Origin of the sequence: Psychrobacter sp. NC44, assembly GCF_904846655.1 — a bacterium.
Classification (GTDB): domain Bacteria; phylum Pseudomonadota; class Gammaproteobacteria; order Pseudomonadales; family Moraxellaceae; genus Psychrobacter.
Window position 1 is genome coordinate 75551 of sequence record NZ_CAJHBN010000006.1, and the last position, 19009, is coordinate 94559.

The following is a 19009-nucleotide window of genomic DNA, read 5'->3' on the forward strand; positions in this document are numbered from 1 at the left end:
CATACTTTCAACGCGCTAGCCACTATAGGAACTGCTCATGAAGCCTTCTGTTCTTCCCTCTGATGTCAATCTTATGGCCGCCACACCGCCGTCATCTTGGCAGCTATTTTTATCGACGTTTTGCCGAAATAAAGGCGCGGTGCTTGGTTTTATGGTACTGGCATTGATGGTCATTATTGCCATCCTTGCGCCTGCCATTGCGCCCCATGACCCTTACGAGTTGTTTACTGGTCAAGAGCAGTTGCCGCCTGCCTTTCTGGATGGCGGCAATACAATGTTTTGGCTAGGCACGGATGATGCTGGACGAGACACCTTGTCTCGAGTGATGTATGGCGCGCGTTATTCTCTATTTATCGGTCTGAGCGCGACGACTCTTGCCATGTTAGTCGGTGTTTCATTAGGACTTAGTGCTGCATTTTGGCCCAAGGTTTGGGGCAAAGCGGTCATGCTGGTCAATGATATCTTGATGTCTTACCCGAGCTTACTGTTGGCGATCATCATTGCCGCTATCTTAGGGCCTTCTATGACCAATACGATTATTACGATCGCCTTGGTCTGTACGCCACCTTTTATTCGTTTGACTCGTGCTACCGCGATGGTAGAGCTACAGCGTGAATACTTTATCGCTTCGCAAGTGATGGGTGCTGGCGTGTTGCGCTTATTGTTTATCACCATTTTGCCCAACTGTATGGCACCGCTTATCGTACAAGCAACGATGATTTTCTCTTCTGCTATTTTAGAAGCAGGTGCAATTGGTTTCTTAGGCTTTGGTGTACAGCCACCCGATGCTGAATGGGGTGCAATGCTTGGTACGGCACGTCAATATATTCAAAGTAATGTTTGGCTAGCGATTTGGCCCGGTGTCGCTATTTTCTTAGCCGCATTGTCAATTAACTTGACTGGTGATGGCCTACGCGATGCGCTAGATCCCAAATTAAAGCAGGTGACCTAAGATGACTGAACCATTAATTAAAACGCCTACCACTCACACTTCTATGAATGACGCATCAAAAAAAGAATCACCATTATTGTTAGATATTGAAAATCTTTCGGTTACTTTCGGGCAAGGGGTGCGCGCTTTTCGTGCAGTCGATGATGTATCATTGAAAATCGCACAAGGCGAAGTCATCGCAGTCGTGGGTGAATCTGGCTCGGGTAAGTCGGTCACTATGATGGCACTGATGGGGCTACTGCCACCCTCTGCGACCGTGCGTTCCAAGCGTGTTATGTTCGATGATAAAGACATGCTCAGTATGTCAGCAAAAGAAAAACGCGGCATCATTGGCAAAGACATCTCAATGATCTTTCAAAATGCCATGTCTTGCTTAAATCCAAGCTTCACGGTTGAGATGCAACTGGGTGAAGTCTTACGCAAGCATCTTGGTCTGCGTGGTTCAGCCGTACAGACACGTATCTTAGAGCTGTTAGAGCTGGTCGAAATGCCCGATGCCAAAAATCGGCTCAAGGTTTATCCACATCAGTTATCAGGCGGTATGAGTCAACGAGTTATGATTGCGATGGCAATTGCTTGTGAGCCCAAACTACTCATCGCCGATGAACCTACCACCGCGCTCGATGTCACCGTACAAGCGCAAATCATGGACTTGCTAAGCCGATTGCAACGCGAAAAACAGATGGCAATGATACTGATTACCCATGACTTGGGTTTGGTCGCGCAAAACTCGCGTGATGTCGCGGTCATGTATGCCGGACAAGTGGTCGAAACCAGTACCGTGCCGGAGATTTTTCAAAAGCCTGCTCACCCTTATACTGAGGCCTTGCTGCAAGCCATCCCAGAGCTGGCTATCGGTCAAGACCGTCTGAACAGCTTGCCCGGTGTCGTACCCAGCCAATACGATCGCCCGAGTGGTTGCTTGTTGTCTCCTCGCTGCCCGTACAAAGAGCCTGCCTGTGAAGTGCCACCGCCCATATTGGATACTCCTAATGGCAAAGTGCGCTGTATTCATCCAGAATTACCGAGCGCTCCTTCTCACCTATCTACCTCTCACGCTGCTACCTTGGAGTCACAAGTATGAGTAATAAAGTGGTCCTAAAAGCAGACAATCTACACAAGCATTACCCAGTATCGCAAGGGTTGGGTAAAGCAAAAGCATATGTTAAGGCTTTAAATGGTGTGTCTTTCGAGCTACAAGCTGGCAAGACGCTAGCCGTTGTCGGTGAATCAGGCTGCGGTAAATCTACCCTTGCCCGCCAGCTCACACTTATCGAAAAGCCTACTGATGGTGAGCTATTTATCAATGATGAAGCCACCACTGGCTATAGTAGAAAAGCGTTAAAAGAGCTGCGTACTGAAATCCAAATGGTCTTTCAAAATCCTTATGGCAGCCTCAATCCGCGTCATACTATCGGCTATCAATTGACAGAACCATTGGATATCCATACCAAACTGTCTAAAGACGATAAGCGTGACAAAATCAATGAGATGATGCGAAATGTGGGTCTGCGCCCCGAACATGCTGGCCGCTATCCGCATATGTTTTCAGGGGGTCAGCGCCAACGCATTGCCCTCGCCCGTGCCATGATGCTCAACCCCAAGATTGTCGTCGCTGATGAGCCTACTTCCGCGCTCGATGTATCGATTCAGGCACAAGTCTTGAATCTGTTTATGGACTTGCAGGATGAGTATCGTACTGCTTACGTCTTTATCTCGCATAACTTATCGGTCGTACGTCATGTCGCTGATGATGTGATGGTCATGTATTTAGGTCAAGCGGTCGAACATGGCCCGAAAGAAGCGATTTATAATGCACCAAAACATCCGTATACCATCGCCCTCTTGGCTGCTGCGCCCACGGTAAATGGTCATAAGAATGATTTGACCCTACAAGGCGAGTTACCAAGCCCGCTCAATCCACCGACTGGCTGCGCCCTGCACAAACGCTGCCCATATGCCAAGCAGCAATGCAGCGAGATAGAGCCGCAACTGCGAGAGTGGGACGGTCGATTGGTTGCTTGTTTACGTTTAGAAGAAATCTATGGATAAGACCATTAACGACTAATCAATATTTACCACGCCCCAACATTTAGGAAATTTGCTACAACCAAAAAAGGCCTGACCTTGATTCAGGCCTTTTTTTGCAACACGTTCAACCATTTCTCCATGACATTTTGGACAGGTAGGTACTTGCTCTGGAACAACTGTATGATTGGTTGCACTAGACTTGCTCGTCTCACGCTCATTAGTTTTAAGGTCATTGCGCAATAGCTCAGACTCTACAACCTCAAACGGTGTAAGAAACACTTTATTAGCCATATCATATGGTGTATTTGTCTGCTGAGTACTAAAACTATCAATTGGTAAATCGCTAGATTCAATTTCAGTTTGACCAGACCATTGCAGCACTTCTCGGCTTTTCAGCGCGGCTCGTTTAGTGGTTTCTTTTACGATCGGCTCAGATATTGGTTTATTAGACATTTTGGCAACTGGTTTATCATTGGCGTTACCGCTAGGCTGCTTGTTTGTATTCTTGCTTGGATTGCTATGCTTGTCTTTTAGATAGGCTTTATGCTCTCGGTTAGTGCGCCAAGATTTGCTAAATCTGTTACTATTAATCTGCTCAACGATAGACTTGACCTCGTCTTCAGTCAGTATCTCATCTTGTTTCTTCTTTACATAAGACACCATCCCACTCGTCAATACATGCTCGGGCAACTCATCACGAGTTTTCAGCTCACACTCACCGATGAAAGCAACCATCGAATGAAAATAGCTCAGCTCCAAGCCCAATAAATCTGCAAGCGTCTTAATGTGCAAGTAGTTTTGGCGTAATGGGTTCTGGAATTTGAATTTACTTCCATTCGGGAAAGCTTGCGTCCACTGCTTTTGCTTTTCGCTACCATATATCCAGCCTTTATAGTTTTTGGTTTCGATGACAAAGATGCCGTATATGGAGACGATAATATGATCAATTTGGGTACTACCACCGTTGGCTCTTGGCAAGGTAATACCGTTTAATCGGTGATAGATATTTTTGTCTAGTTTTAACCACATGGCGACATTGATAACGGTCTCGCCTAGAAAGCCTTTAAAGGTGGATTTGATGGACATGGTTTTTTTCTTGAAAGTGGTTATGAAAAAATAAATAACGTTCAATATCAATATACTAATTACTTTTGGTTAAAATTACCGATCTACAATTGCTGTTCTGACGATAGTTAAACCAATGACGCCAAGCAATGCCCCTGTAACTTTATCGATGTAATAAGCAACTTGGGTAAATTTAGCGCGTACTTTGCGAGTCGACAATAGAAATATGACAGCAGTGTCCCACGCGAATACCACAACAGTCATCCAAATACCTAAGCCCAATTTGAACACAAAACTTATTTCTGGTGTCAACACTACAGTGAATAAACTGAGATAAAAGAGTAGATTTTTAGGATTAAATATTCCAGACAAAAACCCTGCAGTAAATTCTTTTAAAAAAGTTGTCTTAGGTATATTTGAATGGGCTGATTGGGCTACCTGAAATTGGTCATACGCATCTTTTCGTGCGCGTAACGCCTGTATCCCAAGGTACATTAAAAACAACCCGCCAATGATTTTTAGCGTAATCATAATAGGTGCAGAGGCGGCTAAAATTGAGCCAACACCAATTAGACATAGACCAATGTACACTGCATTAGCAAAGGTGATACCGAGCGCAACCCCTATTGCGTCTTTACTGTCGTTCTTAATCGCACTCTTTACGATCAATACAAAATCTGGTCCAGGACTCAATAGTGCAAGAAAATGCGCCAAGCCGACCGTGATAAAAATACTCAACAAATCCCAGTTCATAATTATTCCGTACTCTGTTTTTTTTAATTATGGACTAAATACCACTATGAATACACTGATTATTTAGCCAATAAAAAGAGCCACCAGATTTCTCCGGCAGCTCTTTTTTTAAATACTGACTAAGTTAGGTTTATTACACCAAACTATTTACCGCTTCAACCACAGCGTCGGTAGTGATACCAAACTCTTTGTATAACTGATCTGCAGGAGCAGATTCGCCATAGGTAGTCATGCCAATGACTTTGCCATCTAGACCAACGAACTTATACCAGTAATCTACATGAGCTGCTTCGACTGCGACGCGAGCACGAATATTGCTTGGTAATACCGCTTCACGATAGCTAGCATCTTGCTCTACAAAGATTTCTGCACATGGCATAGATACCACACGGACACCAACACCATTTGCGCTCAACGTCTCATACGCTTCCATCGCTAGGCCAACTTCTGAACCAGTGGCGATGATGATCGCTTGTAGCTCGCCCTGCTCTTTCGCCAATACATAACCACCTTTGGTGATATTCGCTACTTGCTCGCTATCACGTGCTTGATGTGGCAAGCTTTGACGACTAAAAATCAATGCTGATGGATTATGTTCAGACTTAATGGCCTCAACCCAAGCACTCGCAGATTCGGTCGCATCACACGGACGCCATGTGCGCAGATTTGGCGTGGTACGTAAGCTAGTCAATTGCTCAACTGGCTGATGCGTTGGGCCATCTTCACCCAGACCGATAGAGTCATGCGTATAGACATGGATGACGCGCTGCTTCATAAGTGCGCCCATGCGTACCGCGTTACGTGCGTATTCCATAAACATCAGGAACGTCGCTACGTAAGGGATAAAGCCGCCATGCAATGCGATACCATTGGCAATCGCAGTCATACCGAACTCACGTACGCCATAATAGATATAGTTGCCGTCAGCGTCTTTTTCGATGCCCTTAGCGCCTTTGAATAGCGTCAGGTTCGAGCCAGCGAGATCCGCTGAACCGCCTAGCAATTCTGGCAATAATGGCTGTAAAGTATTGATGGCGTTTTGACTGGCTTTACGACTGGCGACATCACCACCCGCTTCTTGGGTTTGCTGAATATAGGCTTGTGCTTGGCTATCAAAGTCAGCAGGCAAATCACCATTTAGACGGCGTAGTAATTCAGCGGCTAATTCTGGATAGGCTTTTTTATAAGCGTCAAAGTCAGCTTCCCAGTTCTTTTGTTGTACGTCGCCTTTGGCTTTGGCATCCCACGCTTCATAGATTTCATCATCTAATTCGAATGGGGCATGCTTCCAAGACAATGCATCACGAGTCAAGGCGATTTCGTCATCACCTAGTGGTGCGCCATGACTGGCTGCTAAGCCTTGTTTGTTCGGGCTACCCGCGCCGATTGTGGTTTTACAAATCAGAAGACTTGGTTTAGTAGTCTCTTTTAGCGCTTGTTCAGTTGCCTGCGTGATCGCATCCGCATCATGACCATCGACTTTGATAACTTGCCAGCCATAAGACTCAAAACGCGCTTGCGTATCATCTGTGAACCAGCCTTCGACATTACCATCGATAGAGATACCATTGTCATCATAGAAGAACACTAACTTGCCAAGACCTAACGTGCCAGCCAGTGAACACACTTCATGACTGATACCTTCCATCAAGCAACCATCGCCTAAGAACGCATAGGTATTATGGTCAACGATGTTGTGGCCATCACGATTGAACTGTGCCGCTAGCGTTTTCTCTGCAATCGCAAAACCAACCGCATTTGCGATACCCTGACCTAGTGGACCCGTCGTCGTTTCAATACCGGGGGTATAGCCAAGCTCAGGGTGACCTGGGGTTTTCGAATGCAATTGACGGAAACCTTTCAGATCATCAACGCTGACGTCATAACCAGATAAATGCAGCAATGAGTAAATAAGCATCGAGCCATGACCGTTCGATAAGACAAAGCGGTCACGGTTGTGCCACTGTGGATCTGTTGGGTTGTGCTTCAAAAACTTGCGCCACAGAACTTCAGCAATATCGGCCATACCCATTGGCGCGCCTGGATGTCCAGAGTTGGCTTTTTGAACCGCATCAAACGACAGTACACGGATGGCATTGGCTAATTTACGTTCGCTAATTGGAGCTGGCATAGAGTGTCCTAGTATTGGGCTAAGAGGAGAGTTTACTCAAAGGAGTATAAGCATAAGGACGCCAAATGCGCCCCTAAGTTATAGACTATAAAATCAAAGTGCAATATTAACATATTTGCTATAGGGCTAGCTAAGAAATGGTATGACAGAATCGTTTGTGTTTAACAATTATTCATATCAGTTTTATCAAACTACTCTATATTGAAAAGCTGTGAGTCATCTTAGTAACTCACAGCTAGTATAAGCAATATAGCTATTAAACTAAAATAGTCTCAGCACCGCCCATAAACGGACGCAACACTTCTGGAATAGTAATACTACCATCAGCATTTTGATGATTTTCCATCACTGCCAATAGCGTACGACCCACTGCCAAGCCTGAACCATTTAGCGTGTGTGCTAGGCTGGTTTGTTTGCCGTCTTTGACACGTGTGCCCATACGGCGCGCTTGGAAGTCACCGCAGTTAGAGCAGCTAGAGATTTCGCGATAGGTATCTTGGCTCGGTAACCATACTTCGATGTCATAAGTTTTTTGTGCTGCAAAACCCATATCACCCGTACATAGCTGCACCGTGCGGTATGGCAGGTTTAATTGCTGCAAGATGTATTCGGCTTGTCCAGTCATTGCTTCAAGCAAATCATCAGATTGCTCAGCCGTCGCAATATTGACCATCTCAACTTTTTCAAACTGATGCTGGCGGATCAGACCACGAGTATCACGACCATGAGAGCCTGCCTCACTACGGAAACAAGGCGTGTGCGCGGTAAACTTAAGTGGCAGCTCGCTAATATCCAAACGCTCGCCGCGTACCAAATTGGTCATTGGCACTTCAGCAGTAGGAATGAGATAAAAGTCCATGTCTTCATTGTTTGTATGATTTTTGAGCTTAAACAAATCATCTTCAAACTTAGGCAGCTGCCCCGTACCTTTGAGGCTATCTGAATTCACAATATAAGGCACATAGGTCTCAAGATAGCCGTACTTCATGGTATGGGTATTGAGCATAAATTGAATCAGGGCGCGATGCATTTGCGCCAACTGTCCTTTTAGTACATTAAAGCGGCTGCCAGTCAGCTTAGTAGCGGCTTCAAAGTCGAGCATGCCAAGTGTCTCGCCAATATAAGTGTGATCTTGAATCTCGAAGTCAAACGTACGAGGCGTACCCCACTTGCGAACTTCTACGTTATCATCTTCTGATGTACCCACTGGCACATCGGCTGCTGGAATATTTGGAATTTGCATAGCAGCTTTGTTGATACGCTCTTGTAAAGTGCGCAGCTCGTCTTCGGCTGTTTTAATCTCACCGCTGACATTCTGCATCTCAGCCAATAGCTCACTGGCATCTTCGCCTGACTTTTTCAAAGCACCCACTTGCTTAGCACCCGCATTACGGCTCGACTGCAACTCTTCGGTTTTGATCTGCAAAGATTTACGTTCTGACTCAACCGTTTGCCAAAAATCTATGTCAAGTGCATAACCACGAGTGGCCAGTTGCTGTTGTAAATCGCTTAAATCGCCGCGTAAGAGTTTTGGATCAATCATAATAGTTGCCTGTAACGCTAGAAGTGAGGAAGAGGTTCGAAAGTGTTATTTTTAAAGATACTGTTTTTAAAGGTGCTGATTTTATCAAAATAAGTGATAGCCGCTATAATACCAAGACACAGCAGATTTGACCATGTTTTGACCTCTGCTGATTGAATTTTCATTTATTACTTTCATTATCCGTAGCCAGTTATATTTGCTTTAAATGCATCTCTCAAAGTTCAGCTTACCTCAATAAGCCTCGCCCATCTTTGTTAAAACCATTAATATCACCTCTATCAATGAACAGAGCGGCTTATATGTTTCATTTAGGGGTACTTTTCGGTAAGATAAGCGCATACCTTTTATTCGACTTCTAGCCAAGTACGACGTAGCTGCTACGTTTTGTCGATTTAAACCCAACACTTTCAATACAAGTATTTGAGAAACCTTTATGGCCTTGTACCCCTATACGCTACAACCTGTCGCCTTAAACCTAACTGAGGCAGAATTTCACCAAGCACAATATGAGCTATTTGCCAGTGCCAGCCCTTCTTTCGGTCTAAAAAGCATCAAAATGAAAGAATGGATCATTATGGCGGTAACCGTGGTACTAGCGATCGCAGGGTTGGTTTTTGTCACCGGCTACTCAACCATTATCTTTTGGCTGATGTTAGTTTCAGTCGTCATTTATTTACTGGTTCGTACCCTTGGCTTTAAATGGTATGTGAAAAGAGAGTTTGACAAGCAAGTGGCCGATCAAGAAATGCCAGACGAGATGCGTCAGATGAAATTGGGCGTACAAAAGCATGGCCTCGTCATGGCGATGCCAGTGAATCAGCCTGACACATTTAATAACAACCAAATGCGCGGCATGCAAATGCGAGCAGGCACGACCCAGCAAGCCGTCATTCCATGGTCAGCTGTCAAAAGCTGGGATGAGACGGACGACTATATCTTTATGATGTTTGAGATGAAAGGTCAACAAGGCAGCCAAATTGTGCCAAAACGCTTAGAAGCACAGAAGTTCCCGATCGATACGGTACGTCAGCATTTGCAAGAAGTTATCCCCGTTAAAGGTTTAAACCCTGAAAACTTACAGCCGCCAGCATAAAATAGTAGAAGACTTCTTAATCGCTTATTATATGAGCGATAGAGAAATGATCAATAAAAAATGCTTTTTACAAAACCAATCATAATTATAAATTTATTGAAATTAACTTATCGATGGTGCTCTGCTATTATAATAGCTATCAGAAGAAAGGTGATAATTGCTCTAAATTATATGAATGTATAGTTATGATTTTAGCTTAAGCTGACGCCATTCTATATGGCAGTTTTATCATACTGTTTTCTAAGATTGTTACTTTTTAAGGCTGAAAAGCGTTAATATATTAAAGAGCATAGTAATGCAGCACACGAGTTGCTACACTTCTCATCTTCTTCATTTAATGTTTTATATCAACACTCAAACTATAAGGATAATATTATGAGTAACGCTACTAATCAAATCGGTCTAGAAAAAGCTGACATGAGCGAAGTCATTGCACAACTAAACAATTTATTGTCAACTTATCACGTATTTTATTTAAACGTCCGTGGCTATCACTGGAATGTAAAAGGTGAGCATTTTTTCACCTTGCATCCAAAATTTGAAGAACTGTATACCGCGCTACAGTTACAAATTGATGAAATCGCTGAGCGTATCTTAACTTTGGGCGGCACACCGCTGCATGCTTATAGCGATTTTACTCAGCATACTAGCATTCAAGAAGATAAAAACGTCAAAGATGGCAATGCTTGTGTGAAAGGTGTGGTAACTGGTTTACAAGCTTTAATTACAGAGCAGCGTAAAGTATCTGCTCTAGCAGCAGACAGTGAAGATCAAGGGACAGCTGACCTCGTAGATGCCTATGTACAAGAGCAAGAAAAGCTCATCTGGATGTATAACGCCTTTTTGGGTTAATCATTACTAATGAAACAGTACATCACTAGGGCGTGTCCTCATTTTAAAAATGGTGATAAAAATGAGATAAATTGCAGTTAACCAAGGAAGATAGCGCTGTTAATATCGAGATATTGATAAGCTATTTGACGATGTTTAACAAAATTTAGCCATTTTTAGCCCATTTAGAGAGTAATTGATTGAATTGAGGACACGCCCTAAAATCTAGATCATAAAAAAAGCACCTACTTTAGGTGCTTTTTTTGTGCTTGCTGTTGCTAATGAAACCTTATTTTTGCATCCATTGACGCATTTTTTCGCGCTCAGCAGGCGTGGCTTGTAACCAAATTTGCATAAATTGATCTAAGGTATTAGCAGATGAATTAACGCTAGTGGTTTGCTTAGTAGTCGCTACCGTACCCGTATTCACATTTGGTTGATCTAATGCGGCAATCGCACGCTGATTCTGTAGCTCTGCATCATCTGCCCCACCAAATACACCGCCAAATGCCTTGCCTAAACCTGACAACAACCCACCTTGATTACCAGCGATACCTTGCTGACTTGCAATCACAGTATTGTTTTTCTCTACTGCCAGTATCGGACGCTTGGCATATTCTTTAGCTGCTGCATACTCTTCTGGCTGATTCGGCATGGTCAGACGATAGGTTTGATTGTCCGCCAATTCTGCTGTCACGCTCACATTACCCGAACGTAAATAATCATGCTCATCACGGCGCAAGTCATATAAGCGATCATACTTCGCAGTAATCGCATGTTGACCCGGCTGAAGCGTGAACTTTTTAGTCAATGGTTGAAAAGCGCTCTGCTGCACTTCTTGCCCATTAATAGCCGTAACTTTGATATGGTCATCAACCAATAGCGTTACTTCAGCATGCGACAGTATAGAGACAGAGCCTGCACCAATAAGCAACGTGCTGATGGTCAGTTTTTTTAGCAAAGAAGCATTGGATTTCATAAGTGATTCCATTAATAGTGAAAACGTTTTGGCAATAGTAAAAGCGCTTTGGATAAAAGACTTTAGTTGTTAATGCTAAAAATCGAGTGGCATCGTATGTTGATCTTGTTCCGCTGAATCGTTATCTACTTGTGTCTCTTGCGCAATATCAGCAAGCTCTGCTGCTAGAGTCTGCTCATCAATGGTACGCAATGCGTCAGTGATGACGGCTTTGGATATATTGCTACGCCCAAGGTTCGAAAACATCGGCTGAATATAATTGAGTACTTCCATCATCGCACCGATGCGATGTGGTCCCTCAGTAAGCAAATAATCAATAATTCGATCATCAAACTGCCAACCACGTCGACGCAAGATAGATTGTAATAACGCCTGACGGTCGGCTAAGTCATGACCATTGGGTACTTTAAACGTAGGTGCTTGTGCCAAACGAGTCAGCAAATCCCTCAATTGAAAGGGCAAATCACCAGCAGGCTTATTGGCTGCAAACAACAATTGACGCTGACCTTCACGACTGCGATTAATCAAATGAAATAAGGCTTCTTGCCATTGACTGCTCTGCTCCAATACCTCTAAATCATCGATCGCGATTAGATCGAAGTTTTCTAGAGATGAGAGGACGTGCACATCGGTATGAATCAACTCATTGAGTGACAAACAAATCGCTGACTTGTCCATCTCAATAAATGACTCACAGATAGCAGATAATAAGTGCGACTTGCCCGTAGCAGGACTGCCAAATAGGTACAGCTGACCAATCAGGCCGACATGTAGTTGCCGCACTGCATCAATAATCGACATCCAACCAGGACCGGCGAAGTCACTTAGACTTGCATCATGCTTAATGTCCAGATTGAGACTTAGCTGTGCTTCTGCCATGAATCATCAACTCGTTTTGCGTAGTGCAATAAATAAAAGGATAAATTATTAATAACTGTCTTTGAGATGCTCTTATACTACCTGATATAAACTTGCTGCGTTAGCATCTCGTTGTTTTAATCGAGAGTATATCTGAGAATTACCTAATCAAAAGTCATCTTGTTAACGACCAACTGGATAACGGCTGATACTGTCAATACTGCGCCTATATATAACATATTTGCAAAATGACTGACAAGTCTTTTACCTATTAAGCCTTATCCATCACTGTTTATCTCTCACACCATTTACTATTAATTCCCCATGACTCTATCAATTTAACGATAAAATACTTATCTCTTCTCAAACAAAGCCAATTGCTTACGACCTTTATAAAAATCTGTCGAACGATAGTAGATGTATAAATGGCGAAACAGTACATTAAGCACGGCAGAGACAGGTAAAGCAATTAGCATACCAACGAAACCCAATAAGCTTGCGCCTGCCAATACGGCAAAAATCACCCAAAGCGGCGATAGACCTATCTTATCACCCAATAGTAACGGCTGTAGAATATAACCTTCTGCGGCTTGCCCAACTAAAAACGCTCCGACGATCAGCGACAAATACGTCCAATTTAGCCCAAACTGGAACAGGCAGGCGATAATGGCAGCTATAAAACCAATGCCAAAACCCAAATAAGGAACAAAGCTAGCAATACCGGCAACCATACCAATAATCAGCCCAAGCTCAAGCCCAATAAGCTGTAATTGCACTGCATAAATCGCACCCAATAATACCATCACCAATAGCTGACCTTTGATAAATGCCATCAATGCAAGGTCACACTCTCGAGCAATTTGAATGACTTTTTTGCTATACGCAGCGGGAATCGCGAGCTTCCATGTTTGCAGACGCTGATCCCAATTGAATAAAAAATAAAAGGTTAAAATCGGTACTAGCACAATGAGTCCAGCATTATTGATAAAGTTCATGCTCGACACCAATATTTGGTTCATCATGGTACTGGCATCTTCAAACTTATAATTGGTCTGCATGTATTCAACCAATGTCTCAGAAAACCCTTTAGACTCCAACTCTGGCAGATTGATACGACTGTTGTTAACGAACCATTCACGTACGACTTCATTATACCAAGTTAAGACCTTAGGCAGATACTCCCACGCCGCTTGCAACTGATGCCACAAAGTCGGTATTAACCACCAAAGCAGTAGCACCATTCCTAAAGTGATGGTGGAGTAGACAATGATAATCGCCACCCAGCGTTTGATATACTTCGATAAGCGTTTGACCAGCGGATTGAACAAGTAAGCCAGTACGAAAGCAAAGACAAACGGTATAATGACTGGCATCATCAAATACAGTAATAATATACCCACCACCATCGCAACGACAATAAATAAGCGCCGAAAAAAAGGATCTATTGGTTGGTTCATCATGACAAGGAATCCTATGATAGGCTGATTTAAGATGGGAGCATAATTGAAAGAAATGATACGTCTTATCGTACAACAACGGCGTAATAGCGAACTGTTATCGACAATAAATTTAGCGTTTCATTATCGCAGAGTACAGCAAAAAATCCGTCATTTTTTGTTTCTTAACTTTTTATTTACCACTTAAAGTCAGTCTTCGTGAAATATCCGCCAAATATCCGCAAGTTGCTTTGCGAGTAAGGGTCATTTTTGGGTATAATGCGCGCACTATATTCAGAATTAACACGACCAACTCGATTTTCTACTGACAGACCTTCATTCCCTATAAAATTTGTGAGATGACCATGAGTAACAAGCCTTCTTTAAGCTACAAAGATGCTGGTGTTGATATTGATGCTGGCGATGCGTTGGTACAACGTATTAAATCAGTGGCAAAAGCCACCTCTCGTCCTGAGGTTGTGGGCGGACTTGGCGGCTTTGGAGCGCTTTGTCGTATACCAACTGGTTACACCTCTCCTCTACTCGTGTCAGGCACTGACGGCGTCGGTACTAAGCTCAAGCTGGCATTACAGCTGAATCGTCATGACACTATCGGTATCGACTTGGTCGCCATGTGCGTCAACGATTTATTGGTTTGCGGTGCAGAGCCATTATTTTTCTTAGACTATTATGCAACTGGCAAGCTTGATATTGATGTAGCAGCGACTGTGGTCACAGGTATTGGTGAAGGCTGTAAGCTATCAAACTGTGCTCTGATCGGCGGCGAAACCGCTGAGATGCCAGGTATGTATCAAGACGACGATTATGACTTGGCTGGATTTTGTGTCGGTGTGGTCGAAGAAGCGGAAGTCATCACTGGCGAAAACGTCGCGGAAGGCGATGTATTGATCGCTCTTGCTTCAAGTGGTGCACACTCAAACGGTTATTCATTGGTACGTAAAGTCATCGAAGTCAGCGGCATTGATGTGACGAGCAGCGATGAGCAATTAGATGGTCAGCCTATCCAAGACGCGTTAATGGCTCCTACTCGCATCTATGTTAAAGCGATTAAAGCGCTACAAGATACTCTTGGTAGCTCAGTATTACATGCAATGTCACACATCACTGGTGGCGGCTTAACCGATAATTTACCACGTGTATTACCAGAGAATTTAGCTGCTAGCATTGATACGACTAGCTGGCAGTTCTCAGAGCTATTCACTTGGTTACAAACCCAAGGAAATATTGAACAAAGCGAGATGTACCGCACCTTTAACTGCGGCGTTGGTTTTGTCATTGTCGTGCCTAAAGATAAAGCAGATGCGGCTATTCAAACTTTGAATGATGCTGGTGAAAAAGCTTGGCAATTAGGCGAAATGGTGAAGCGTGAAGCGGATGCTGTGGTGTACCGTTAATGTCAGAAATATCGTTAATATCAACCAATACACGTCAAGACAGTAAGCCTTTGCGCATTGCTGTCTTGGTATCTGGTAGTGGTAGCAACTTGCAAGTACTGATAGATGCGATGCAAGCTGGCGCACTGCCAATTGAGATTGTTGGCGTCATTAGTAACCGTGAGGATGCTTATGCCATCACCCGTGCAAAAGACGCTGACATTCCTGTGGCAGTATTGTCACATGTTGCTAGCGGCAAACGCATGGGCATCAAGACTTTTGAGAGTCATGCCAGCGAGCAATTAAGCGCATGGCAGCCTGACTTAATTGTCTTGGCAGGGTTTATGCGCGTATTGAGTGGCTCATTTATCGATAATGCACCAGCGCCGATGATTAATTTGCACCCCTCTTTGCTACCTGTCTATAAAGGCCTCGATACCCATCAACGTGCGATACAAGCAGGTGAGCGACATCATGGCTGTAGTATTCATGTCGTCACTGCTGAGCTGGATGCGGGGGCTGTTTTGACCCAAGCGCTGTTAGAGATACATCAAAAAGACACTGCCAATAGTTTGCAAGCACGCGTGCAAAAGCTTGAGCATCAATTGCTCCCTTGGACGATTTTATTATTGGCCAAAGGCGCACTCTCGCTAGACCATGCTCAAGCAGCCAATCAACAAAGTATGTCTTTACCAACGCTACCGTTAAAACTATATTTGAACGACTGAATAAATAGTGACAGTCACAAATTATCAGGCACCAACTATCAAACTTAAACTCTTCGCATAAAAAAGCCCAGTCACTCAATGAATGACTGGGCTTTCTAATAGCTACCTTTAAAATCTTCTAAAGCATATTAATCCCGAAGACTTCAGCTATTATTGACTTTTATGAACGTGTAACCCTTTAATATTTACAAATTCTTTGATACCAAAACCGCCATGCTCGCGACCATGACCTGAGTTCTTCACTCCACCAAATGGCAACGCTGGATTTGCAAGACCGTAACCATTGATGTAAACCATGCCCGTATCAAACTCTTCGCGCGCTAGGCGAATGGCTTTGTCTTCGTCTTTAGAGAAGATAGCACCGCCCAAACCGTAGCGACTGTCATTGGCAATGCGTAATGCATCATCTTGGTCTTTGGCTCGTATTAATGAGGCGACAGGACCAAATAATTCGTCATCATAGGCAGGTTGTCCTTTTTCGACATTCTCCAAGATAGTTGCTGGATAAAAACTGCCTTTACCTTCTGGCAATTGACCACCAACAGCAATCGTTGCGCCTTTTGCCACACTGTCCTCTACTTGCTCATGCAATTTTTCTTGTAAATCTTTGCGGGCTAACGGACCAAGATCAGAGTCATCATTCATCGGATCACCAGATTTAGCATCTGCAAACTTTTTGACAATGCGTTCACGGAAATCATCGTATAAGCTATCAACGACGATAAAGCGCTTAGCGGCGACACAAGTTTCACCATTATTAATGAGACGCGCTTGGGTACAAGTTTCTACCGCTAACTCTACATCAGCATCTTCTAAGACAATAAAGGCATCGTTTGAGCCTAATTCTAGCACCACTTTTTTAATGGCTTTTGCTGCTTGCTGACCTACAATGCTACCAGCGCCGTCGCTACCTGTCAGTGTGACACCGCGCACTTTGTCATGACCGATTAATGCCTCTGATTGGTCGTGATCGATTAAAATCGTACGGAACAAATCGTTTGGTAACTCTGACTCATGGAAGATTTTTTCGATTAACAAGCCTGAACCAGTCACGTTTGACGCGTGCTTGAGTAAAATACTATTACCTGCCATCAGATTTGCGATGGTATAACGGAATACTTGGTAAGCAGGAAAGTTCCATGGCTGCATGCCATAAATGACACCGATAGGCTGATAAGTCACAATACCTTTCTTCAAGCCTTCAATATCACGTTCATCGTCAGCAAGTGCAGCCACCCCTTTTTCTGCGGTATAGTCGCAAATTGCTTTACACAAATCTATTTCTTGCAAACTCTGACTATAGAGCTTACCACGCTCCTCAGTCATGAGTTTAGACAACTCTTCTTTATACTTGAGCAATGTCTCACCGATAGAATTGATGACTTTTGCACGCGCTTCATGGCTGGTTTTACGCCACTCAGTAAATGCTTGGTGCGAGGATTCAACAATCTTGTTCACCTCGTCATTACTCATGTAATCGTATTCTTTGATCGCTTCACCCGTTGCTGGGTTTATAGTAGTAATATCTGCCATGATTATTATCCTTATTTATTCAACTATTTTATTGGTTTAAAAATTTATCGCTTTATCATCTGAAACCTTAGAAACACATAAACCTTAGGAATACATAAACCAAGAATGGTCATTTTTATAAACGTATCTGGTTAAATTGAACAACTTCATCAACGATTTTATGAAATCCGATACTGTCGTATAACTTAACAATAGGCTATGTATCTGTGTTTTTTCTTAAGTGGGATTTATCATAGCAAAATGTACAACGAGTAGTTTTACAAGTTATAAAGAAGTGTTCGTAAGATGTTAATAATGTGACTGACCGATTTATTGGGTCGAAATATTGGACGAGATTTTTCAGTAAAATTACGCCAATAAAAAACCAGCGCTTGGGCTGGTTTAATAAATAAGCAATCGATAACCAAAAATAAATGGCTTAAAACAAATGATTCATCACAGGAATTTCTTGGGGTGGATTCTCTTCTTCGTCAACAATTTGACGAGCCACATGCATGATAAGCTGACGCAACCAACGATGGGCGGGATGATGCTGCAACAAAGGCGACCACGCCATTGTTAGCTCAAATTCAGGGATAAAAAATGGTGGCTCGACCATCATGATACTGTCGTTATTAGCTTGCATTTTTGCCACACGCGTAGGCAAAGTTGCAACCAAATCTTTATTGGCTGCAAGCATGGCTGGCATTTGATAGTGGCGGGTAAAAACACTGATTTGACGTTTTTGACCTAAACGTTGCAGTGCTTGATCAATTGAACCTAGGCCACCAGATTTTTCTGGATTGACACCAAATCCCACACCCATACCAGTTTTAGAGACCCAAACGTGCTGCGCCTTAAGATAATTTTTGAGATTAAAGCGATGAGCATAGGGACTGTCAGAGGACAATAGGCAGCTAAAGGTATCACGCCAGACCAAAACTTGGTGGAAACTTTGCGGAATTTCATTAAAGCGGTTGATCGCCAAATCCACTCGCCCCTGCTCCATATCACGATATGAGACGTCCGATGGCGTCAAGAAATCTAAGATGACATTTGGTGCCTCTGAACGCAATGCTTTGACCAATTTTGGTACCAATGTCGCTTCAGCATAGTCTGAGGTCATGATACGAAAAACGCGCGAGGTACTATAAGGGCGAAACTCGGTACGTGGCTCAAGCACTTGCGTCAAATCCGCAAGTATTTCACGAATACGAGGCTGTAACTCCAAAGCGCGTTCAGTCGGCGTCATGCCTTCGGATGAGCGTACCAGCAATGGATCATTAAATAGCTTACGCAGCCGGCGCAAAATATTACTCATGGCAGGTTGGGTAATGCCAAGCTGCTCAGCTGCACGAGTGACGTTTTTTTCTCGTAACAACACATCTAGATGTACCAATAAATTTAAATCTACCCGCTGCAAATTCATATATGTCTCTTTACCTTAAAATAAATACCACTACAAACGCGGCGTTTTTTGCCCTGTTATTTAGTATAAATCATCTATCACAGCATGAAATAAGGACAATTTTATATTAATTATTTTGATATACGCTTATTATAACTGAAATCATTCATCATAAGTCATTGTTTTATATGTACTATCATAAAATTAAATACCCAAGATAATAATCATAAACTAGATAAATCAAGGCAACCTAGTTATAGTGGCTAGCAAGCGCTTAATCAGTCCTTGTTTAATG

General features: G+C 43.3%; 16 protein-coding genes. 7 read left to right on the forward strand and 9 right to left on the reverse strand.

The features are described from left to right. Nucleotides 1–37: 37 nt before the first annotated feature. Genes JMX95_RS06255 through JMX95_RS06265 form a run of 3 tightly spaced genes read left to right on the forward strand, consistent with a single transcriptional unit; the run spans nt 38 to nt 3004 of the window. Nucleotides 38–952 (forward strand): ABC transporter permease, encoded by a 915-nt coding sequence (locus JMX95_RS06255; protein WP_201560334.1) that lies wholly within the window; start codon nt 38–40, stop codon nt 950–952. Nucleotide 953: 1 nt separating this feature from the next. After that, the gene (locus tag JMX95_RS06260; RefSeq protein WP_265089716.1) at nt 954–2036 is read left to right on the forward strand and encodes an ABC transporter ATP-binding protein; all 1083 of its coding nucleotides are present in this window, start codon (nt 954–956) and stop codon (nt 2034–2036) included. Further along, nucleotides 2033–3004: a peptide ABC transporter ATP-binding protein gene (locus tag JMX95_RS06265; protein ID WP_201560335.1), complete on the forward strand. Its 972-nt coding sequence runs from the start codon at nt 2033–2035 to the stop codon at nt 3002–3004. Before JMX95_RS06260 ends, JMX95_RS06265 begins: the two co-directional genes overlap by 4 nt. 12 nt (nt 3005–3016) lie before the next feature. Here JMX95_RS06265 and JMX95_RS06270 read toward each other — a convergent pair whose 3' ends face one another. From JMX95_RS06270 to serS, 4 genes are all read right to left on the reverse strand, one after another. Continuing rightward, a complete protein-coding gene (locus JMX95_RS06270; RefSeq protein WP_201560336.1) occupies nt 3017–4069 on the reverse strand; it encodes a nuclease-related domain-containing protein in 1053 nt (350 codons plus the stop codon). A gap of 75 nt (nt 4070–4144) precedes the next feature. Next, nucleotides 4145–4801 (reverse strand): LysE family translocator, encoded by a 657-nt coding sequence (locus JMX95_RS06275; protein WP_055125127.1) that lies wholly within the window; start codon nt 4799–4801, stop codon nt 4145–4147. A gap of 133 nt (nt 4802–4934) precedes the next feature. Further along, nucleotides 4935–6932 (reverse strand): transketolase, encoded by a 1998-nt coding sequence (gene tkt, locus JMX95_RS06280; protein WP_201560337.1) that lies wholly within the window; start codon nt 6930–6932, stop codon nt 4935–4937. A 256-nt stretch (nt 6933–7188) separates the two neighbouring features. Then, the gene (serS, locus tag JMX95_RS06285) at nt 7189–8475 is read right to left on the reverse strand and encodes a serine--tRNA ligase (protein WP_201560338.1); all 1287 of its coding nucleotides are present in this window, start codon (nt 8473–8475) and stop codon (nt 7189–7191) included. 433 nt (nt 8476–8908) lie between these two features. On the opposite strand from serS, the gene JMX95_RS06290 reads away from it, so the two are divergent. Together JMX95_RS06290 and JMX95_RS06295 are read left to right on the forward strand one after the other, a co-directional pair. Then, nucleotides 8909–9568 carry a YcxB family protein gene (locus JMX95_RS06290; protein ID WP_055125130.1) on the forward strand — a complete coding sequence of 220 codons (660 nt, stop codon included), beginning with the start codon at nt 8909–8911 and terminating at the stop codon, nt 9566–9568. 375 nt (nt 9569–9943) lie between these two features. Continuing rightward, nucleotides 9944–10420, forward strand: coding sequence for a Dps family protein (locus JMX95_RS06295; RefSeq protein WP_045453127.1), 477 nt, complete (start codon nt 9944–9946; stop codon nt 10418–10420). A gap of 268 nt (nt 10421–10688) precedes the next feature. Here the strand turns inward: JMX95_RS06295 and JMX95_RS06300 are convergent, their stop codons facing one another. The 3 genes from JMX95_RS06300 to JMX95_RS06310 form a co-directional block, all read right to left on the reverse strand. After that, nucleotides 10689–11378, reverse strand: coding sequence for a DUF2057 family protein (locus tag JMX95_RS06300; protein ID WP_201560339.1), 690 nt, complete (start codon nt 11376–11378; stop codon nt 10689–10691). A gap of 75 nt (nt 11379–11453) precedes the next feature. Then, a complete protein-coding gene (gene hda / locus JMX95_RS06305) occupies nt 11454–12257 on the reverse strand; it encodes a DnaA regulatory inactivator Hda (RefSeq protein WP_060491634.1) in 804 nt (267 codons plus the stop codon). Between the two features lie 332 nt (nt 12258–12589). Continuing rightward, nucleotides 12590–13696 (reverse strand): AI-2E family transporter, encoded by a 1107-nt coding sequence (locus tag JMX95_RS06310; RefSeq protein WP_045444540.1) that lies wholly within the window; start codon nt 13694–13696, stop codon nt 12590–12592. A gap of 341 nt (nt 13697–14037) precedes the next feature. On the opposite strand from JMX95_RS06310, the gene purM reads away from it, so the two are divergent. Then, nucleotides 14038–15087 (forward strand): phosphoribosylformylglycinamidine cyclo-ligase, encoded by a 1050-nt coding sequence (gene purM, locus JMX95_RS06315; RefSeq protein ID WP_201560340.1) that lies wholly within the window; start codon nt 14038–14040, stop codon nt 15085–15087. Next, nucleotides 15087–15794 (forward strand): phosphoribosylglycinamide formyltransferase, encoded by a 708-nt coding sequence (gene purN, locus JMX95_RS06320; RefSeq protein WP_201560341.1) that lies wholly within the window; start codon nt 15087–15089, stop codon nt 15792–15794. The genes purM and purN overlap by 1 nt, the downstream gene beginning before the upstream one ends. Nucleotides 15795–15944: 150 nt before the next feature. Here purN and JMX95_RS06325 read toward each other — a convergent pair whose 3' ends face one another. Together JMX95_RS06325 and JMX95_RS06330 are read right to left on the reverse strand one after the other, a co-directional pair. Further along, nucleotides 15945–17327 (reverse strand): NAD-dependent succinate-semialdehyde dehydrogenase, encoded by a 1383-nt coding sequence (locus JMX95_RS06325; protein ID WP_201560342.1) that lies wholly within the window; start codon nt 17325–17327, stop codon nt 15945–15947. 418 nt (nt 17328–17745) lie between these two features. Continuing rightward, on the reverse strand, nt 17746–18735 hold the full coding sequence (locus JMX95_RS06330; protein ID WP_045444529.1) for a LysR family transcriptional regulator: 990 nt from the start codon (nt 18733–18735) through the stop codon (nt 17746–17748). Nucleotides 18736–19009 lie beyond the last annotated feature (274 nt).